Raw genomic sequence first — 19,668 nt, 5'->3', positions numbered from 1 at the left:
GCCCCGCCCTCGCGGCGGCGTTCACCCGGCCCGTACCCGCAGCCCCGAATCTCGTCCGAAATATCGAACACAAAGGACATCCCGTGACCGACGCTTCCGCCCAGGCGCCCCGCCGGCCCGGTGAGCAGGCACTCACCGCGCTCGGACTGGGCGCACCCGCCCTCGACCCCGCCGACGCCTCGCCGCACGTCTTCCCCGGCGGCGGCCGCTGGCGCACCGAGATCCCCTCGTGCGAGGGACCCGAGGCACTGGCGGTGGTACTGAAGGAGGCCTCGCGCCTCGATGTGCCGATCCACCGGATCAGCCAGGGCAGCGGTGTCTGGATGCTGTCCGACGCCGAGGTCACCGAGATGGTCGAGGCCACCGCGGAGCGGGACATCGAGCTCTGCCTGTTCACCGGCCCCCGCGGCACCTGGGACATCGGGGGCTCCACGCATACCGACTCCCGCGGCGCCGGACTGCGCGCCCGGGGCCACGACGCGGTCGCCGGATGCGTCGAGGACGCCGTGCGGGCCACGGAACTGGGCGTCAGGTGCCTGCTCGTCGCCGACGAGGGCGTGCTGTGGACGCTGCACCGGGCGAGGGCGGCCGGGCTGCTGCCCGCCGATACCACGCTGAAGGTGTCGGCGCTCGTCGGGCCGGTCAACCCGGCCTCGTACGCGGTCTACGAACGGCTCGGCGCGGACTCGGTCAACGTGCCCAGCGATCTGACCCTCGCCCATCTCACCGAGATACGCCGGGTCTCGGCGGCCCCGATGGACATGTACATCGAGGCCCCGGACGACCTGGGCGGTTATGTGCGGATGTACGAAGTCGCCGAGCTGATCCGGCGCGGCGCCCCGCTGTACCTGAAGTTCGGCCTGGCGAAGGCTCCGGCGATCTATCCGTACGGGCACCAGTTGCGGGACGTCACCCTGGCGACCGCGAAGGAGCGCGTGCGGCGCGGACGGCTGGCCCTGGATCTGCTGGCGCGCCACGGCGCGGACGCCGACATGGCGCCGCTCGGCTCACGGCTCCCGGGGGATCTGAACCGCTTCGACATCCCGTCATAACGCTTCGGAAACTCGACTTCACAGAAGTGGACACAGCCGCGCACAATCCCACACAACCGTTCTCGGCTCCCTGACTAGGCCCCCTCCCGCACCGACCCCGACCGCACACCAGCCCGCACACCAGCCCGCTCAGACCAAGGATGATGACCATGCGTAACCGCAGAGCCGCCTTCGCCGCCGTGGCCACCGCCGCCTCACTCGCCCTCACCCTGTCCGCCTGCGGGCAGAGCGGTGAGGGTGGCAGCGAGGAGGACAAGGGAAGCTCCGAGGGAGCCACCGTCGGCATCGCGATGCCGACGAAGTCCTCCGAGCGCTGGATAGCCGACGGCGACAACGTCGTGAAGAACCTGGAGTCCAAGGGCTTGAAGACCAAGCTGGTCTTCGCTGAGGACGAGCCCGACCAGCAGGTCTCGCAGATCGAGAACATGATCACGCAAGGCGTGGACGCGCTGATCGTGGCGGCCATCGACAACAAGTCGCTGAACAACGTGCTCCAGCAGGCCGCCGACGCGGACATCCCGGTGATCTCCTACGACCGGCTCATCCTCGGCACGGAGAACGTCGACTACTACGCCTCGTTCGACAACGAGAAGGTCGGCGAACTCCAGGGCACCTACATCGTCGAGAAGCTCGGCCTGAAGGACGGCAGCGCGAAGGGCCCCTTCAACCTCGAGCTGTTCGCCGGCTCCAACGACGACAACAACACCCGCTACTTCTTCCAGGGCGCCATGAACGTCCTGCAGCCCTACATCGACAAGAAGCAGCTCGTCGTCAAGTCCGGCCAGACGGAGCTGACCCAGGTCACCACGCTCCGCTGGGACGGTGCCACCGCGCAGCGCCGCATGGACGACATCCTCACCAAGTCCTACAAGAGCGACAAGGTCGACGCGGTGCTCTCACCGTACGACGGCATCTCCATCGGCATCCTCTCGGCGCTGAAGTCCGACAGCTACGGCTCCGGGGACAAGCCGCTGCCGGTCGTCACCGGCCAGGACGCCGAGGTCGCCTCGGTGAAGTCGATCATCGCCGGCGAGCAGTCGATGACCGTCTACAAGGACACCCGCGAGCTCGCCAAGGTGGCCACCAACATGGTCGACGCGCTGCTCAACGACAAGAAGCCCGAGACCAACGACACCAAGACCTACGACAACGGGGCGAAGGTCGTGCCGGCCTACCTGCTGGAGCCGGTCGCCGTCGACAAGGCCAACTACCAGAAGGCCGTCGTCGACTCCGGATACATCAAGGAAAGCGACCTCAAGTAACCGCCGCTCCCCACTGATTGGAAGGCACGACCATGGCGGGACCCGTCCTGGAAATGCGCTCGATCGTCAAGACCTTTCCCGGCGTCAAGGCGCTGTCGGACGTCACACTGACCGTCCGGCAGGGCGAGGTCCACGCCATCTGCGGCGAGAACGGCGCCGGGAAGTCCACCCTGATGAAGGTGCTCTCCGGCGTCCATCCGCACGGCAGTTACCAGGGCGACATCCTCTTCGAGGGGAAGCCCTGCCGGTTCAGGGACATCCGGGCGAGCGAGCAGCACGGCATCGTGATCATTCACCAGGAGCTGGCACTGGTGCCGTTCCTGTCCATCGCGGAGAACATCTTCCTCGGCAACGAGCACGCCAGGCGCGGGCTCATCAACTGGCGCGAGACCCTGCGGCACGCCACCGAGCTGCTGCGACGGGTCGGCCTCACCGACCACCCGGAGACCCGCGTCGCGGACATCGGGGTGGGAAAGCAGCAGCTCGTGGAGATCGCCAAGGCCCTCTCCAAGAAGGTGAAGCTGCTCATCCTCGACGAGCCGACCGCGGCCCTGAACGACGAGGACAGCGGCAAGCTCCTGGATCTCATCCTGGAGTTGAAGAAGCAGGGCATCACCGCGATCATCATCTCCCACAAACTGAACGAGATCCGCAAGGTCGCCGACTCGGTGACGATCATCCGGGACGGCCAGTCGATCGAGACGCTCGACGTGAAGGCCCCGGAGACCACCGAGGAGCGGATCATCAGCGGCATGGTCGGCCGCGACCTCGACCACCGTTTCCCCGAACGCACCCCGCACCATCCGGAGGAGGGCACGGCCCCCGCACTGGAGATCCGCAACTGGACCGTGCACCACCCGATCGACCAGCAGCGCAAGGTCGTCGACGACGTGTCGATCAGCGTCCGGCGCGGTGAGATCGTCGGTATCGCGGGCCTGATGGGCGCCGGCCGCACCGAGCTGGCGATGAGCGTCTTCGGCCGGGCCTACGGGCGCCACGCGGGCGGCACCGTTCTGAAGGACGGCCGAGAGATCCGTACGAAGACGGTCGCCCAGGCCGTCGACAACGGCATCGCGTACGTCACCGAGGACCGCAAGCACTACGGCCTGAACCTGATCGACACCATCAACCGGAACATCTCGCTGACCGCCCTCGACAAGGTCGCCAAGCGGGGCGTCGTCGACGAGCACGAGGAGCGGCGGGTCTCCGAGCGTTTCCGGAAGTCGATGAACATCAAGGCCCCGACGGTGTTCGAGTCGGTGGGCAAGCTCTCCGGCGGCAACCAGCAGAAGGTCGTCCTCAGCAAGTGGATCTTCGCCGGTCCGGACGTGCTGATCCTCGACGAGCCGACGCGCGGCATCGACGTCGGCGCCAAGTACGAGATCTACACGGTCATTGACCAACTGGCCGCCGAGGGCAAGGCGGTCGTCTTCATCTCCTCCGAGCTGCCGGAGCTGCTCGGCATGTGCGACCGCATCTACACCATGGCCGCCGGGCGGCTCACGGGTGAGTTCTCGCGGGCCGAGGCCTCGCAGGAATCGCTGATGCGCCAGATGACGAAGGACAAAGAGGTAACCCGATGAGCACGGATGTGACCGCCAAGAGCCCGGCCCCGGCGCCGGGCGGCACCGGATCGAAATCGGGCGGGGGTCTGCTCCACCTGGTGCTGGACGGCCTGCGCCGCAACATGCGGCAGTACGGCATGCTGCTCGCCCTCGGTCTGATCGTGGCGCTGTTCGCCGTATGGACCGACGGGGACCTGCTGCTGCCGCGCAACGTCTCCAACCTGGTCCTGCAGAACAGCTACATCCTGATCCTCGCGATCGGCATGATGCTGGTGATCATCGCGGGCCACATCGACCTGTCGGTCGGCTCGCTCACGGCGTTCGTGGGCGCGTTCGCGGCCGTACTGACGGTGCAGCACGACATCTCCTGGCCGCTCGCCGTGGTGCTGTGTCTGATGGCCGGCGGCGTCGCGGGCGCGGCGCAGGGCTTCTTCATCGCCTATCTCGGCATACCGTCGTTCATCGTCACCCTCGCCGGCATGCTGGTCTTCCGCGGTGTGACGGAGATCCTCCTGGAGGGCCGGACCCTCGGCCCGTTCCCGGGCGGTCTGCAGAAGATGGGCAACGGCTTCCTCCCCGAGGCCGGTCCGGAGACCAACTACCACAACATCACCCTGCTGCTGGGCATGGCGATGGTCGCCTTCGTGATTCTCCAGGAGCTCCGCGACCGCAAGCGCCAGCGGGAGTTCGCGCTGGATGTGGTGCCGTTCAATCTCTTCCTGCTCAAGCTCGTCGCCATCGCCGCCGCGCTCCTCACGGTGACCCTGCTCCTCGCCAGCTACAAGGGCGCCCCGATCATCCTGCTGATCCTGGGCACGCTGGTGGTCGGCTACGGCTACCTCATGCGGAACGCGGTCTTCGGACGGCACATCTACGCGATCGGCGGCAATCTGCCGGCGGCGAAGCTGTCCGGCGTGAAGGACAGGAAGGTCACCTTCCTGGTCTTCCTGAACATGGGCGTGCTCGCGGCCCTGGCGGGTCTGGCGATCGCCGCCCGCCTGAACGCGGCCTCTCCGAAGGCGGGCCTGAACTACGAACTCGAGGCGATCGCCTCGGCGTTCATCGGCGGCGCGTCAATGAGCGGCGGTGTCGGCACCGTGCTCGGCGCGATCATCGGCGCCACCGTCCTCGGCGTGCTGAACAACGGCATGAACCTCCTCAGCGTCGGATCCGACTGGCAGCAGGTCATCAAGGGACTCGCCCTGCTGGCCGCCGTCGGCTTCGACGTGTGGAACAAGCGCAAGGTCGGTTCGTAAGTCAGCTCGGGGCCCGCCGGACGGCGGGGCCCCTTCCCTTCCGGGAGCCGTACATGGAACTGAGCAGACGCACGGTCATCGCAGGAGCCGGAGCGGCCGCGGCCGGAGCGGCCGCCACCACCGCCCTCGGCGGCACGGCCCACGCCTCACCGGGCAGGGGGAAGCCGGCGCGGACCCTCTTCGGCCGGCTCGCCGACGGCACGTTGGTGCACAGCTGGTCCCTGTCCAACGGCGGGACCCGGATGAAGGTCCTCTCCTACGGGGGCGTCGTCCAGTCCCTGGAGATCCCGGACCGCCACGGCCGCCGCGCCAACGTCTCCCTCGGCTTCGGCACCCTCGAGGAGTACGTCGCCTCGAGCCCGTACTTCGGAGCCCTGATCGGCCGCTACGGCAACCGCATCGCCGCCGGCCGCTTCACCCTCGACGGCACCCCCCACCAGCTCTCCGTCAACGACGGCGAGAACAGCCTGCACGGCGGCGACCGGGGCTTCGACAAGCGGGTCTGGGACGTCGAGCCCTTCACCCGCGGCTCGGACGTCGGACTGCACCTGTACTACACCGCCGTGGACGGCGAGATGGGCTACCCGGGCACCCTGCGCACCAAGGTGACCTACACCCTCACCCGGGACGGCGACTGGCGCGTCGACTACGAGGCCACCACCGACCGGGCCACCGTCGTCAACCTCACCAGCCACGTCTACTGGAACCTCGCCGGCGAGAGCAGCGGCTCGGTGTACGACCACGAGCTGTCCATCGCCGCCGCCCGCTACACACCCGTCGACTCCGGGCTGATCCCCACCGGTGAACGGGCGCGGGTCGCCGGCACCCCCTTCGACTTCCGGCGGACCAAGCCGGTCGGCCGGGACATCCGCGCGGCGCACCAGCAGGTGCTGTACGGGCAGGGGTTCGACCACAACTGGGCGCTCGACAAGGGCATCACCCGCCGCCCGGAGCGGGTCGCCGTACTGCGTGACCCGGGCTCCGGCCGGACCCTGAGCATCGCGACCACCGAACCGGGCCTGCAGTTCTACTCCGGCAACTTCCTCGACGGCACCCTCGTCGGCAGCGGCGGCCGGGTCTACCGGCAGGGCGACGGACTGTGCCTGGAGACCCAGCACTTCCCGGACTCGCCGAACCAGCCGTCGTTCCCCCCGACCGTGCTGCGCCCGGGGGACACCTACCGGACGACGACGGTGCACTCGTTCGGGGTGTGATCCAGGTCATGAGCCGCCCTCACATTTTCCACACATGACCTGAACGGCGGCATGTCCTCCTCCGTACCCCTGGGTGGTCCGTGCTCCCCGCGCGGGCCACCCAGGCATGACGGGCCCGCAACGTCCCCGGCGGGCCCGCCGTACACGGAGGTTCCATGGCCGACAACGTCGCCTCGTTGTTCCGCAGCACCGCGGCGCACAGTCCGTCGATGGCGGCGCTGACGCGGGAGAGCGACGGGGCCGGCCCGGTGGACTTCTGCATTCCCTGCAACCCGTACTTCCCCACCCCCGCCATGTTCGAGGAGATGGCGGTCCGGCTGCGCGAGATCATCACCTACTACCCGAGCAGCGCCGACACCATCACCGCCGAGCTGTGCAGTCTGCTCCGGCTGCCGCCGCAGTGCGTCGCCATGGGCAACGGGTCGACGGAGCTGATCACCTGGATCGACCACCTCCTGGTCCGCGAGTCCCTCGCCGTCCCCGTCCCCACCTTCGGCCGGTGGACCGACCAGCCCATGGAGACCGGTAAGCGGGTCGACATGTTCCCGCTCCAGGAATCCGGCGGCTTCGCCCTCGACCTGGCGCAGTACGCGGAGTTCATACGGGCCAGGGGCACCCGGGTGGCGGTGATCTGCAACCCCAACAACCCCGACGGCGGATTCCTGCACAAGCACGCGGTCGTGCAGTTCATGGACGCCATGGCCGACCTCGACCTGGTGGTGATCGACGAGTCCTTCCTGGAGTTCGCCGACGCGGAGAACGAACCGAGCGTGGTGCAGGAGGCGATGCTGCGGCCCAACGTCATCGTGCTGCGCAGCCTGGGCAAGAACTTCGGTCTGCACGGCATCCGCTTCGGCTACCTGGTCGCCAACCCGGCGCTCGCCGGCAAGGTGCGGGCCATGCTTCCCAAGTGGAACATCAACTCCTTCGCCGAGCACGTGGTGTTCATGCTGAAGGAGCACGGTGCCGAGTACGCCCAGAGCCTCCACCAGGTGCGCCGCGACCGGATGGACATGTCCGGTCAGCTCTCCTCGCTGCCCGGACTGACGGTCTATCCCTCCCAGGGCAACTTCCTCTTCGTACGCCTCCCGGTCGGCGCCGAGGGAACCGTCGTCCGGGACCGGATGCTCACCGAGCACCGGATCCTGGTCCGTGAGTGCGGCAACAAGATCGGCTCCTCCAGCCGCTTCCTGCGTCTCGTGGTGCGCCCCCAGGTGGATGTGCGTCGCCTGGTGACCGGCCTGGAACAGGTGCTCTACGGGACGTCCAGGAGGGGAGCCGCCGTGCCCGAGCAGGCTTCAGGGACCAGCTACAGCTCGGGCACGGCGGCAGTGGACCGCCTGGTGAGCGAGACCAACGGGTCGGGCATGCGGGGGCTCGCCGCCCAGGCCGCCGCTGCCGGTCCCCCGGGGATCGCCGCCGCTCCGGCCGCCGGTACCGGCATGCCGCTCCCCGCCGCCGCGTCCACCGTGACGGCGGACCCGGGCGGCGGGATGCCGGTACCGGCCGCGGCTTCCACGGGCGCCGGGATGGGGATGGGGATGGGTATGGGGATGGGCCCGGAGACGGGGATGGGGATGGGTGCCCAGGCGATGCCCACGCCTGTTGCCCAGCCCGAGCCGCAGCAGATGCCGCAGCAGATGCCTCGGCAAATGCCACCGCAGATGCCCCAGCAGATGTCTCAGCCTGTGCCGCAGCTGCCGCAGCCCGTGCCCCAGCAGTTCGCGGAATCGCTGCCGAATGCGTACCCGGAGCCGTCGTTCCCGCAGGCCGCGCCGGTCCCCTCCCAGCCGCTCGTGCCGGCGGCGCAGCCGCCGATGCCGGCCGCGGCGGCGTATGCGGCACCGGCACCGGCACCGCCCGCTCAGACGCCACCACCCGCCGGCCCGACGCCTCCCGGCGTCCCGGCCCGCGGCGGTCTGACGGCCGCGCAGGTCAGGGGTACCGACGGTCTCTCCATGGCCCCGGCGACGGGCTGGCCGGGCGCCCAGGACGCCTGGCCCAACGCGGCGGGGATGAGCCAGACGGGCTGAGTACGGGCTGAGCAGGGGCTGGGCCACCGGCACGGGGCGCCGGCGGGCCGCCCCGCCGGCCTCCCCCGCCCCCCGGCCCCTACTCGTCGGGGGAGTCGGCTGTCGGGGTCGCGCAGGGCGAGCCGGGGTCGCTCGGTGAGTCGGTGGGGTCGGGGGACGGGGCGGGCTCCTCCGAGGGGCAGCCGTCCGGGGCGGTCGGCGAAGGGCTCGGACCGGTCGGGTCCGGCGACGGCTCGGGCGACCCTGTGGGGGACTCTCCGGGCGTCTGTGAGGGCTCCTGTCCCGTCGGTGGGACCGTCGGAGAGCCGCTGGGTCTCGGGGACGGGAAGACGGGCCCCGGTGAGGGCGAGGAGGGGGCCGGGGACGGCCCGGGTGACCCGGAGCCGCCCGGAGCACTCGGCTGCGGGCCGATGACGATCCCGCCGCCACCGCCGCCGCCGCCCTTGCCGCCGCTTACGGCGTCGACCGGTTCGGTCGCCGGGGTGTCGCCGCCGGCGCCGGGACTGCGGGGGACGACACCCTTGCCGTCCGGGACGGTGTGCACTCCCCGGCTGTAGAACTCCAGCCAGTACCGGACCAGTTCGAGGTAGGAACGGGAGTGGTTGTAGCTGAGGACCGCCTGGTCCAGGTCCGCGGGCCGGCCCAGATTCCGGTCCCCGGCGCACAGGTAACGCCCGGCCGCCAGCGCCGCGTCGAAGATGTTGTTCGGGTCGGCGCGGCGGTCGCCGTTGCCGTCCGCGCCCCAGCGGGCCCAGGTCGACGGCAGGAACTGCATCGGGCCCACCGCCCGGTCGTAGACCGTGTCACCGTCGTGGGCACCCCCGTCCGAGTCCCGGATCAGGGCGAAACCCCGGCCGTTCAGGGGCGGCCCGGTGATACGGCGCAGCGTCGTGCCGTTCCGGTCGACGGCCCCGCCGCGCGCCTGGCCCGACTCGACCTTGCCGATCGCCGCGAGCAGTTCCCAGGACAGCCGGCAGCCGGGGTCCGTCCTGCCCACCGAGGTCTCGGCGGCACGGTAGGCGCGCAGCACGGTGGCCGGGATGCCCGACTGGACACGGATGCCCCGCCCGAGCGCGGGGGAGGCCGACGCGACCTCCGGAGCCGACAGGGGCGGGAGTTCAATGTGGTAGGAGCCGTCACCGGGTGGAGCGAGGTCGGCGTACGGATGGGCCGTGGCCACCGGCTCCCCGTCGTCGGCCGCCGGTCCGGCCTGGGCGTCCTTCATGTCCCGGACGATGCCGGGCCCCTGGGAAGCGGTGAGGGCGGTCATGGCCGCCACGGCGAGGACGGTCGTGCGCAGTCCCCTGCGGGCCCGGCCGGAATACAGCCGTCGGGCACGGCGTACGGACATGGTCGTCACTCCTGTCGGTTCCGTGGGAGGTGCGGGATGTGTGGCGGTGGATGCGGTCGTCGGCCGGTGCGGTTGTACGGCGGGTGCGGTCGGAGCGGTCGCACGGCGGGTGCGGTCGGAGCGGTTGCACGGCGGGTGCGGTCGGAGCGGTTGCACGGCGGGTCCGGTCGGAGCGGTTGCACGGCGGGTCCGGTCGGAGCGGTTGCACGGCGGGTCCGGTCGTACGGTCGGAGCGGTCGGAGCAGCGGAGCGGTCGGTGCAGCCGGTCGCGTGGTGGTCAGCGGCCGAAGGTGTCGATGGCGGAGACCAGCCAGCGTCCGTCGCGGTGTACGACGTCCACGGCGAGCATCGCCGCCGCGTACACGCCCTCGTCCTGCGCGGCCTTGTTCCCGGCGGTGGCGACGCTGCTCTGGTCGGCGTAGACGAGAACCCGGGCCCGGTCGCCGTCGATCCGCTCGACCGCCGTCTCGGTGGCCGTCGTGGTGATGACCGCCTTCTGCCGGTCGGCCCGCTCGCGGACATCGGCGAGCAGGTCCCGGTGCTGGTCGGCCGCCTTCCCTGTCAGGAGGTCCCGCGCGGCCTTCTGGTGCGCGCCGGGGTCGGCGTGATCGTAGGAGAAGAGCCGGTCGACGGCCTTGGCCGCCTGTCCCTTGATCTCGCTGGTGCGGGCGAGGTCGGTCAGCGCGGTGTTGCTCCGCGCGGGGTCGGCGCGCAGCGCCTCGGCCTCCGCGTGCGCCCAGCCCGCGAAGACACCGAGCAACAGCGTCAGCGCGCAGAGCGCCACCGGACCGAGGGTGCGGCGCGGGCGGAGCCGGCCGGTCTCCTCCCCTCCGGCGGCGTCCGGCCCGGCCTCCGGGTCCGGGGACGAGGGCGGGGTGTCCGCGGGGGGCAGGACGGCCGTGCCTCGGGTACCGGTCCGGCCTCCCCCGCTCTGCGGACGTCCGGTGGCGGGGGCGGCGGGCTGGGGCTCGCGGGCCTGACGGCGCCGCTGGCGGTTGATGTGGTGACGGGTCGTCGACATGGTGCGGTGTCCTCCTCGCTGCGGCCGGCTCCTGCGGTACGGGACCGGTCATCCGGCCGGTGTGCCGCCCACGGGCGCCTGGCCCAGGGCGCTCAGCTTCCACCGGCCCCCGGTCCGGGTGAGTTCGCCGAGCATGCGGCTGTCCTTGTCGCTCCGCTCCCCGTCGGACGCCTCGACGGTGACGCGCAGGGCGACCAGCACCCGGGCGCGGCCGGCCCGGTCGTCGAGTTCGGTGACGGCGCCCGACAGCACCCGGGCGGTGCTGACCGTCTCCGCCTCCTTCACCTGCTCGGCGAACTCGGACCTGCCGGACGTCAGTTGCTCGTGCAGTTCGCCGGTGGTCGAGGACTCCCAGAGGTCGAGTCCCTGGTTCACGTCGCGGTGGTCGAGCGTGTTGAGGTTCTGCACGGCCTGCTCCCCGGCGGTGAGGGCCGCGTCCCGCTGCGCGGCGTAGGCTGCCCGGTCGTCGTGGGCCGCCCGGTACCAGTCCTGGCCCGCCCACGCCGCGAAGCCGCCCGCGACGAGGGCGAGGGTGAGAGCCAGGACCACGAGTGGCCGGTGGCGGCTGGTGAGAAGGGGGCGAACCGCGCGTTCCATGGGGTGCTCCAGTCTCCCGCGCTTCATCAGCGGGCCTTGATGTCGACGATCCGCCACCGGTCTCCCTCGAGCCGTGCGGTGACCGTGAGCTGGGCCGCCGCGGTGCTGACCCCGGCCGCGCCCCGGCGGGAGGTCTGGTCGAGGAAGACCAGCAGGCGGGCCCTGTCGCCGTCGAGTTCGACCACTCCGGTGCGCACGGCCCGGGTGCTCAGGGTGAGGCGCTGCTCGGTGAGGTCGTCGCGGACACGGTCGAAGAGAGTCGCGTACTGGCGGGCGGCGCGGCCGTCGAGGACGGTGCGCGCGGAGCGTTCGGCGGCCGCGGTGCCGTCCGGCGTGTAGGAGAAGACACGGGCGAGGGCGTTGCCGACGTCTCCCGCGACGCGGGTGGTGGCCTCGGTGTCGGTGAGCGCCCGGTTCTGTGCGGGCGCGGCCGACCTCAGCTGGTGCGCCGCGTAGAAGAAGCCGCAGCCGCCGAGGACGAGGGCCACGGCGACCCCGCCCGCGGCGGCCCGCCGCAGGCGGCCCTCCGGCAGGCGGCGGGCGGGGGCGTCGCCGGGTGCGCCCTCGGCCCGCCCGGCCTCGGTGTCCTCGCTCCCGCGCTTCCCGCCCTCGCGGCTCCCCGCCTCCGGGCCCTCACCCTCCGGGCCCGCGCCCCCCGGGCCCTCGTTCCCGGTGGCGGCGCCCTCCGGGAGCGTGCTCGCGAGGTCCGGCGCCGCGGGTGCGGCGTTCCCCGGGCCGGCGGGTTTCGGTGAGCCGCCCCGGCGCGGCAGCCATGTCGGTGTCATCGGTCTCTGGTCTCCCTCTCGCCCTCGACCGGTACGGCACTCAGTGCCTTCACCTTCCACTCGTCCTCGCCCGTGCGGGCCAGGACCGCCTCCAGGCGTTTGCGGTCGGTGGCCGGCTTCTTCGTGCCGGCCGGGGTGACCTCGACGCGGACGGTGGCGATCAGCTTGGCCGTGCCGGACCGGGTGTCGAGCGCGGTGAGGGCGGCGTCGGTGACCGTGCCGCGCGCCGAGGTTCCCGTCCCGGCCCCGGTGGCGCCCAGTTCCCTGCGCAGCGGTCCGGTGGAGGCGTCGCGCCAGTCCCGGATGCTCCGCTCCGCCCGCTGCCGGGTGGAGGCGTCGAGCGTGGTGAGTACGGAGACGGCCGCGCGTCCGTCGGCGAGCGCCTCGTCCCGCTCCCGGCCGTAGGCGAGCGAGTCGTCGGTGCGCGCCTGGTCGTAGGTCCACGCACCGGTGCCGCAGAAGGCGAGGGCCAGCGCGAGTCCCGCTCCGGCGAGGACCCGGGCCCGCCTCATCGCGTACCGCCGGCGGCCGGGGCGAGGATGCGCGTCAGGTCCCGCGGTGCCTCGCCGCTCTGTCCGGGCAGGGCGAGTGCGCCGGGAAGGGCCGCGGCCCCGTTCCCGGCCGGCGCGCCGCTGCCCGAGGGCAGGGAACCCGGCCTGGCCGGCTCGGGCACGGGTCCGCCCTTCGGGGCGTTCGCCGAGCCGCGTACGTTCGATCCTTCCGCCGCCGGGGCGGTGCAGGCCGCGCCGGTGTTCAGGGCGGGTGCGGTGCCGAGGTCGAGGCCGTTGCGGTAGCGCGTGGCGCCGTATCCGGCGGTGCAGGGCAGGGGGTCGAAAAAGGTGACGGCCAGGCCGACGTTCAGCTTCCCTCCGTCGACGGCGGTGGAGCCGACGGCGACGGCCGCCGGATACGTCACGAGGAGTTCCTCCATGCCGCGCTGCCGGGTGACGGCGACCTCGGCGGTGGTGAGCAGATTCGCGAGCACGACGCCGAGGCTCGGGTCGAGGTCCCGCAGTACGCCGCTGACCTGGGTGGCGGCCTCGGGGGTGACCGCGAGGAGACGGCGCAGATCGGCGTCGGAGCCCTTGAGGGCACGGGCCAGTTCCTCCGCTCCCACGGCGAAGCCCCGGATGGCCTCGGCCTCCTCTGCCTGGGTGCGCAGGACCGTCTCGGCGTCGTTGATGAGCAGGGTGGTGGACGGCAGGGCGCGGTCGGCGGCCTCGACGAAGTCGCTGCCGCTGTCGAGCAGCACCTGGAGGTCGTCGCCGTGCCCTTCGAAGGCCTTGCCCATCTCGTCGACGACCGTGCGCAGGTCGTCCAGCGGGACGGAGTTCGCGAGGTCGTCGACGCTGGTGAGGACGTCCGTGACCGGGGCGGGCACCTGTGTGTCGGCCTGTTCGACACGGGTGCCGTCGGTGAGGTAGGGGGAACCGTCGCTCTCCGGCCGCAGGTCGATGTACTGCTCGCCCACGGCGGAGAGCCCGGCGACCACGGCCTTGGTGTCGGCGGGGATGCGGGGGGCGGACTTCTTGATCCTCAGTTCGGCGACGACGCCGTCGGCGGTCAGGTCGATCGGGCCGACGCGGCCCACCGAGACGCCTCGGTAGGTCACGTCCGAGTGAGTGAACAGTCCGCCTGTGCGCGGGAGTTGCACGTCCACGGTGTAGTAGTCGGCGACTCCGACGAAACGGCCGAGGTCGGCGTAGCGGATGCCGAGGTAGGAGAGGGCGAGGACGGCGACGACGAGGAAGGCGAGGTTCTTCAGCCGGACGGCGAGGGTGATCACCTGTTCTCACCGCCCTCCGGGGACGCCGGCGCGTGGTCCGCGGTTCCGGTGGAAGCGGACACGGCAGGCAGCGGGAGCGGCGAGGACGCGCGCGACGGTGACGGCGGCGCGGCGGACGACGAGGGGGCGGGTGACGAGGCGGGCGGCGCCCCGGAGCCCCGGCCCGTGGCCGCGCCGTCGTCCGCCGTGGAAGACCGCTTCTTCCCGGCCGCGCCCGCCTCGCCGCCCACCGTGAAGGTGGGCTCGGGCGAGGGGACGGCCGGGTCCGCGATCGGCGGGATCACCTCGGTCCCGGGCACGGCGACCATGCTCAGATACGCGTTGAGGTAGTCGCCCTTCACCCCGCTCAGCACCTCGTCGGTGAACGGGAAGGTGAGCAGCACCTGGAGCGAGTCGGGCAGGTCCGCGCCGGCGTCGGCGAGCGCCTTCAGCGTCGGCGCGATGGCCTTGAGGTCGGCGATCATGTCGTCCTTGCTCGCGTCGATGGTGGCGACGGCGACGCCGGAGAGCGTGTCGAGGGAGCGCAGCATGGTCAGCAGGGAGCCGCGCTGCCTCTCCAGCGTCTTCAGTCCGGGCGAGAGGTCGGTGAGGACGGTCCCGACGTCGTCCTTGCGGTGGGCGAGGGTCGAGGAGAGACGGTTGACGGCGTCGAGGGCGTCGGTGATGTCCCCCCGGTGGTCGTCGAGGTCGGTCACCAGGGTGTTGACCCGCTTCAGCATGGAGCGGACCTCGGGCTCCCGTCCGCCGAGCGCCGTGTTGAGTTCCCGGGTGATGGTCTTGAGCTGGTTGACGCCGCCGCCGTTGAGGAGCAGGGACAGCGCGCCGAACACCTCCTCCACCTCGGTGTTGCGGCTGGTGCGGGAGAGCGGGATGACGCTTCCGTCGGCCAGCCTGCCGCCGCCGCTGTCCTCGTCGGGCGCGATGAGCTGGATGTACTTCTCGCCCAGCAGACTGGACTGTTCGAGCCGGGCACTCGCGTCGGCGGGCAGCGCGACGTCGCCGTTGATCTCCATGGTGACGCGGGCCGTCCAGTCGTCGTCGTCCCCGAGTTCGATGCCGGTGATCCGGCCGACGGCCACGTCGTTGACCCGTACCGCGGAGTGCGGGACCAGACTGAGTACGTCGCCGAGTTCCGCGGTGACGGTGTAGGGGCGGTCGCCGAGGTCGGCGCCGCCGGGCAGTGGGAGGTCCCCGACGCCGTCGAAGCCTCGCGGTACGGCGGCGACCCCGCCGACGGCCAGGGTGAAGCCGAGTCCGAGGGCGATCAGCGCTCCCGCGGTGAGGCCGGCGGCCCGGCCCGTGGTGAACACGCCGCGTCCGAACGTCGTGGCGGACCGGCCGGCGCCGTGTGTGCCGCGCTTCATCTCTCCCCCTCGCCCCTGGCCGCCGGCGAGGCGCCCGTGGCGGGCAGCGGCAGCAGCGGGCCGCCCATGCTGATCTCGTTGAGGTTGGCGCGGCCGTCGAGGGTGCGGGTGTCGGGGTTGTAGGCGTTCACGACGTTGCCCGCGGCCAGCGGTGCCACGTCCAGCGCCTCGGCCAGCGAGGCGCGTTGCTCGACCAGGGTCCGGGTGAGGGGGACGAGCCGGTCGACGTTCTTCTTCAGCTCGCCCCGGTTGTCCTCGATGAAGGTCTTGACCTGGCCGAGGGCCTTGCCGAGTTCCTCGAGCGCGCCGGTGAGATCGTCCTTGTTGTCGGCGAAGAAGCCGACGACCTCGTCCAGGCGTTCCTGCGCGGTGCGTACGTCGCCGTCCTTGTTCTTGAGCATGGTGGTGAAGGTCTGGAGGCTGCCGAGCGCCTTGAACAGGTCGCCGCTGCCGCCGTCGAGGGTCTTCGCCGCCTTGCCGAACTCCTCGACGCTGTCCCCGATGGCCTCGCCGTTGCCGTCGAGGTTGGCGGCGCCGGTGCGCAGGAGTTCGGACAGGGCGCCCTCGGCGTTGGCGCCGTCCGGGCCGAGCGCCTTGCCGAGGTCGGTGATCGAGTCGTAGATCTGGTCGATCTCGACGGGGACGCGGTTGCGCGAGGCGGGCAGTACGGCGCCGTCGGCGAGGGCGGGGCCCGTGCTGTGGGCGGGGGTGAGCTGCACATAGCGGTCGGCGACGACGCTGGGCGCGACGACGACGGCCCGCGCGTCCTCGGGGACCTTCACCCCCTCGTCCAGGCGGAGTTCCACGCGGACGGTGGTGCCCTCGGGCCGCACCGACTCGACCTCGCCGACCCGTACCCCGAGGACGCGCAGGTCGGACCCGGCGTAGACGCCGACGGCGCGGTCGAAGTAGGCGGTGACGCGGACGCCGTCGGAGGCGAGGGCCGATGCGGCGACCAGTCCGCCCGCGGCGAGCACCACGAGGGCGAGCGCACCGGTGAGGATCTTTCTGCGTCGGCTCATCACTCACCGCTCCCCTCGGCCGCCGCCTGCTGTTTCGGCGGCAGGCATCCGGTCTCGGGCTGGGAGGTCTCGGGCAGGTAGTCGCGGGGCACGACACCGCAGAGATAGTTGTCGAACCAGCGGCCGCTGCCGAGGGTGTTGCCCATCAGGCGGTAGTACGGGCCGACCAGTGCGAGGGTCTTGCCGAGCTGGGTGTTGTTCTTCTCCAGGACGCCGGTCACCCGGCCGAGGGCCTTCAGAGTGGGACCGAGCTGCTTCTCGTTGTCCTTGACCAGGCCGCCCAGTTCGGTGCCCAGATCCCGGCTGCCCTTGAGCAGGGCGCGGATGGCGGTGCGCCGGTTGCGCAGCTCGCCGAGCAGGGAGCCGCCGTCCTCGATGAGGGTCTCGAAGCTGGACTTCCTGTTCTCCAGCGTCTTGGTGAACCGGGCGCTGCCCTTGAGGAGCCGGGAGAGCTCGGCGTCCCGCTCGGAGACGGACCGGGACAGGTCGGACAGTCCGGTGGCGGCCTTGCTCACATGGGGCGGGGAGTCCTCGAAGGTGTCGGAGATGGTCGCGAAGCTCTCCGCGAGCCGCCGGGTGTCGATGTCGTCGACGGTGCCGCTGAGGTCCTGGAAGGCCTGCGTCACGTCGTAGGGGGAGGTGGTGCGGGCCAGCGGGATGCGGTCGCCGGGGTCCTGCCGGCCGGAGCCGAGCGGGTCGAGCGCCAGGTACTTGTCGCCGAGGACGGTCTTGATGGCGATGGCGGCGGTCGTGCGGTTGCCGAGCCAGGCCTCCTCGACCTCGAAGGAGACCTTCACCCTGGCACCGTCCAGCGCGACGCCGGTGACCTTGCCGACCTTGACGCCGGCGATGCGCACCTCGTCGCCCTCGTCCAGGCCCGCCGACTCGGAGAAGTCGGCGCTGTAGGCGGTGCCGCCGGTGAACGGGAGCCGGTCCGCGCTGTAGGCGAGGCCGCCCAGCAGGGTGAGAGCGAGCAGGCCGGCGACGCCGACGGCGACGGGGTTGCGTTCCCTGACGGGTGTGAAGCGCGGGCGCGTCATCCGCCGCACCTCGATTCGGTGATCGCGATGCCGGTCGGCGGTTCGGAGTCGTCGGAGGTGGTCACTCCGCTCACGCGTGCCTCGCAGAGGTAGAGGTTGAACCACGATCCGTAGGAGGACAGGCGGGCCAGGGCGGTCATCTTGGCGGGGGTGCGTCTCAGGAAGTCCTCGATCTGCGGGGTGTGTGCGCCGAGGTTCTCGGAGAGCCGGCCCAGTTCCCGGATGTCCCGCTTGAGGGGTGCGCGTCCGTCCTCGAGGAGATCGGCGGTGACGGTGGTCAGGTCGCCCATGGCCGCGACGGCCTTGCCGAGGGGTTTGCGGTCCTTGTCGAACCCGGTGACGAGTTCCTGCAGGGTGACGACGAGGTCGTCGAAGCTGTCCTCACGGTCGTTGAGGGTGTCCAGGACGGTGGTGAGGTTCTCGACGACCTGGCCGATGACCTTGTCCTTGGCGGCGACGGTCGTGCTGAGCGAGCCGATGTGGCGGATCAGGCTGTCGACGGTGGCTCCCTCGCCCTGGAGGACCTGCACGATCGAGCCGGCGAGGGCGTTGACGTCCTTCGGGGAGAGCCCTTCGAACAGCGGTTTGAAGCCGTTGAAGAGCAGGGTCAGGTCGAGCGCGGGGGTGGTGCGCTCCAGCGGCACGGTGCCGCCCTCCTCGAGGGTGCCGGTGAGGTCGCCGCTGCCGCGGCCGAGGGAGACGTAGCGCTGGCCGACCATGTTGAGGTACTTCACGGCTGCGGTGGTCGAATGGGGCAGCCCGCGGTCGTCGCGCACCGTGAAGGTGACCTCCGCGATGCGCCGTTGGACGACGCGTACGCCGGTCACCTCGCCCACCGCCACCCCGGAGATCCGTACGCTGTCGCCGGCCATGAGGCCGGTGACGTCGGTGAACAGGGCCTTGTAGGTGCGGCCGCCCCCGGTGCCGGCACCGCTGCCGGCGACGCCGAGGCCGAGCACGGTGGTGGCGAGGGCGGTGACCACCACGAAGACGAGTGACTTGAGCAGCGGCCCGGTCAGCGGGCGGCGCCGGGTGTGCGCGTGGTCGGTTCCGGTCATCCGAGGGTCACCTCCGCACCGCGGTAGACGGGGCCGACGAGCAGGCTGCTCCAGTCGGGCAGGTCGGCGGGGCTCTCACCGGCGGCGGGGGCGAGCAGTTCGTTGACGAGGTCGTTCTCCGCCGGGGAGTTGGCCGGCCCGAGGTCCTGGCCGGACGCGGCGGTGGCGGTCCGCGCGGTGGGCCGGGGCAGGGAGCCGGCGTAGGGCACGGAGGGGCAGCGGGGCCCGCCGCCCGCGTCGTACACCGGGGTGTCCCGGCCCGGCCGGTAGGCGCCGCGGGCGGTGACCGGGGTGACGTCGACGTGGATGCCGGGCCGGTCGGTGCCCTTGCCGAGCGCCCTGTCCATGGCCGGCACGAACTCGGCGAGGGTGCGCAGGGTGCAGGGGAAGGACGAGGAGTACTCGGCGAGCAGCTCCAGGGTGGGCCGGCTCGCGGCGCCGAGCCGGATGAGGTTGCGCTCGTTCTTGCGCAGGAAGTCCGTCACGTCCTCGGCCGTCCGGGTCGTGGCACCGAGGGTGGCGGCGAGTTCGGTCTCCTTCTCGGCGAGGGTGCCGCTGGTGGTGGTGAAGTCGGTGAGCGCCGTGATGATGTCGGGCGCGGCGTCCGCGTAGACGTGGCTGACCTTCACGAGTTCCCTGAGGTCACGGTTGAGGGCGGGCAGGTGCGGGTTGAACTCCGCCAGGTGCTCGTCCAGCAGGCTCAGGGTCTCGCCGAGTCTGCCGCCGCGTCCTTCCAGGGCCTGTGAGACGGCCGACAGGGTCGCTGAGAGCTTCTGCGGCTGGACGGCGGTGAGCATCGGCAGGACGTTGTCGAGCACCTGCTGGAGTTCGATGGCGTTCGCGGAGCGGTCCTGGGGGACGACGGCTCCGGCTGCCAGCGGCTCGGACGAGGGGTTCCGGGGCGGTACGAGGGCCACGAACCGCTCGCCGAACAGCGTGGTCGGCAGCATCTGCGCGCGTACGTCGGACGGTACGTCGTCCAGGGTGCCGGGCTTCATGGCGAGGGTGAGACGGGCCCCGCCGCCGGTGGCGTCGATGGCGCGGACCTCGCCGACGACGACGCCGCGGAGTTTCACCTCGGCGCCCGGGTGCATCTGGTTGCCGGCGCTGCCGGTCTCGACGACCACCCGGTCGGAGTCGGTGAACCTCTTGTCGTAGACGGCGACGGCCAGCCAGATCAGCAGGGCGGGCACCAGCACGAAGACCACTCCGGCGAGCCGGTGGCGCAGCGTCTGTCCTCGGGATCGGCGGGGTCCGCTCAT

Annotated in this window: 17 protein-coding genes; 6 read left to right on the top strand and 11 right to left on the bottom strand. The window is 71.5% G+C overall.

The window, feature by feature from the left end:
* Nucleotides 1-83: 83 nt before the first annotated feature.
* The 6 genes from HTV45_RS10470 (at nt 84) to HTV45_RS10445 (ending at nt 8,382) form a co-directional block, all read left to right on the top strand.
* A complete protein-coding gene (locus tag HTV45_RS10470) occupies nt 84-1,052 on the top strand; it encodes a hypothetical protein (protein WP_215205408.1) in 969 nt (322 codons plus the stop codon).
* A gap of 149 nt (nt 1,053-1,201) precedes the next feature.
* Nucleotides 1,202-2,314, top strand: a complete 1,113-nt coding sequence (chvE, locus tag HTV45_RS10465) for a multiple monosaccharide ABC transporter substrate-binding protein (protein ID WP_215205407.1) — start codon at nt 1,202-1,204, stop codon at nt 2,312-2,314.
* A 32-nt stretch (nt 2,315-2,346) separates the two neighbouring features.
* Nucleotides 2,347-3,897 carry a multiple monosaccharide ABC transporter ATP-binding protein gene (mmsA, locus tag HTV45_RS10460; RefSeq protein WP_215205406.1) on the top strand — a complete coding sequence of 517 codons (1,551 nt, stop codon included), beginning with the start codon at nt 2,347-2,349 and terminating at the stop codon, nt 3,895-3,897.
* Nucleotides 3,894-5,135, top strand: a complete 1,242-nt coding sequence (gene mmsB, locus HTV45_RS10455) for a multiple monosaccharide ABC transporter permease (protein WP_215205405.1) — start codon at nt 3,894-3,896, stop codon at nt 5,133-5,135. Before mmsA ends, mmsB begins: the two co-directional genes overlap by 4 nt.
* A 53-nt stretch (nt 5,136-5,188) precedes the next feature.
* Nucleotides 5,189-6,349 carry an aldose epimerase family protein gene (locus HTV45_RS10450; protein ID WP_215205404.1) on the top strand — a complete coding sequence of 387 codons (1,161 nt, stop codon included), beginning with the start codon at nt 5,189-5,191 and terminating at the stop codon, nt 6,347-6,349.
* A gap of 155 nt (nt 6,350-6,504) precedes the next feature.
* Entirely contained in the window at nt 6,505-8,382 is a 1,878-nt protein-coding gene (locus tag HTV45_RS10445; protein WP_215205403.1) for a histidinol-phosphate transaminase, read from the top strand.
* A gap of 79 nt (nt 8,383-8,461) precedes the next feature.
* Here the strand turns inward: HTV45_RS10445 and HTV45_RS10440 are convergent, their stop codons facing one another.
* The 11 genes from HTV45_RS10440 to HTV45_RS10390 all read right to left on the bottom strand — a co-directional run bounded on the left by HTV45_RS10440 (nt 8,462) and on the right by HTV45_RS10390 (nt 19,668).
* Entirely contained in the window at nt 8,462-9,733 is a 1,272-nt protein-coding gene (locus HTV45_RS10440) for a lytic transglycosylase domain-containing protein (RefSeq protein ID WP_215205402.1), read from the bottom strand.
* Nucleotides 9,734-10,010: 277 nt separating this feature from the next.
* Nucleotides 10,011-10,754, bottom strand: a complete 744-nt coding sequence (locus tag HTV45_RS10435; RefSeq protein ID WP_215205401.1) for a hypothetical protein — start codon at nt 10,752-10,754, stop codon at nt 10,011-10,013.
* A 48-nt stretch (nt 10,755-10,802) separates the two neighbouring features.
* Nucleotides 10,803-11,351, bottom strand: coding sequence for a hypothetical protein (locus HTV45_RS10430; protein ID WP_215205400.1), 549 nt, complete (start codon nt 11,349-11,351; stop codon nt 10,803-10,805).
* 26 nt (nt 11,352-11,377) lie between these two features.
* Nucleotides 11,378-12,136 carry a nuclear transport factor 2 family protein gene (locus HTV45_RS10425; RefSeq protein ID WP_215205399.1) on the bottom strand — a complete coding sequence of 253 codons (759 nt, stop codon included), beginning with the start codon at nt 12,134-12,136 and terminating at the stop codon, nt 11,378-11,380.
* Entirely contained in the window at nt 12,133-12,648 is a 516-nt protein-coding gene (locus HTV45_RS10420) for a hypothetical protein (RefSeq protein ID WP_215205398.1), read from the bottom strand. The genes HTV45_RS10425 and HTV45_RS10420 overlap by 4 nt, the downstream gene beginning before the upstream one ends.
* Nucleotides 12,645-13,922 (bottom strand): MCE family protein, encoded by a 1,278-nt coding sequence (locus HTV45_RS10415; protein ID WP_215205397.1) that lies wholly within the window; start codon nt 13,920-13,922, stop codon nt 12,645-12,647. Before HTV45_RS10415 ends, HTV45_RS10420 begins: the two co-directional genes overlap by 4 nt.
* Nucleotides 13,919-15,286: an MCE family protein gene (locus HTV45_RS10410; protein WP_215205396.1), complete on the bottom strand. Its 1,368-nt coding sequence runs from the start codon at nt 15,284-15,286 to the stop codon at nt 13,919-13,921. Before HTV45_RS10410 ends, HTV45_RS10415 begins: the two co-directional genes overlap by 4 nt.
* A complete protein-coding gene (locus tag HTV45_RS10405; protein WP_215205395.1) occupies nt 15,283-16,308 on the bottom strand; it encodes an MCE family protein in 1,026 nt (341 codons plus the stop codon). The genes HTV45_RS10410 and HTV45_RS10405 overlap by 4 nt, the downstream gene beginning before the upstream one ends.
* Nucleotides 16,308-17,348 (bottom strand): MCE family protein, encoded by a 1,041-nt coding sequence (locus tag HTV45_RS10400; protein WP_215205394.1) that lies wholly within the window; start codon nt 17,346-17,348, stop codon nt 16,308-16,310. Before HTV45_RS10400 ends, HTV45_RS10405 begins: the two co-directional genes overlap by 1 nt.
* Complete coding sequence (locus HTV45_RS10395; RefSeq protein ID WP_215205393.1) at nt 17,345-18,406, bottom strand: MCE family protein; 1,062 nt, start codon at nt 18,404-18,406, stop codon at nt 17,345-17,347. The genes HTV45_RS10400 and HTV45_RS10395 overlap by 4 nt, the downstream gene beginning before the upstream one ends.
* Nucleotides 18,403-19,668, bottom strand: coding sequence for an MCE family protein (locus HTV45_RS10390; RefSeq protein ID WP_215205392.1), 1,266 nt, complete (start codon nt 19,666-19,668; stop codon nt 18,403-18,405). Before HTV45_RS10390 ends, HTV45_RS10395 begins: the two co-directional genes overlap by 4 nt.

The sequence above is a fragment of the Streptomyces sp. CHD11 genome (genome assembly GCF_018638295.1).
Classification (GTDB): domain Bacteria; phylum Actinomycetota; class Actinomycetes; order Streptomycetales; family Streptomycetaceae; genus Streptomyces.
The sequence above is the reverse complement of the archived record's forward strand: the minus strand, read 5'-3'. Positions and strand labels throughout refer to the sequence as shown.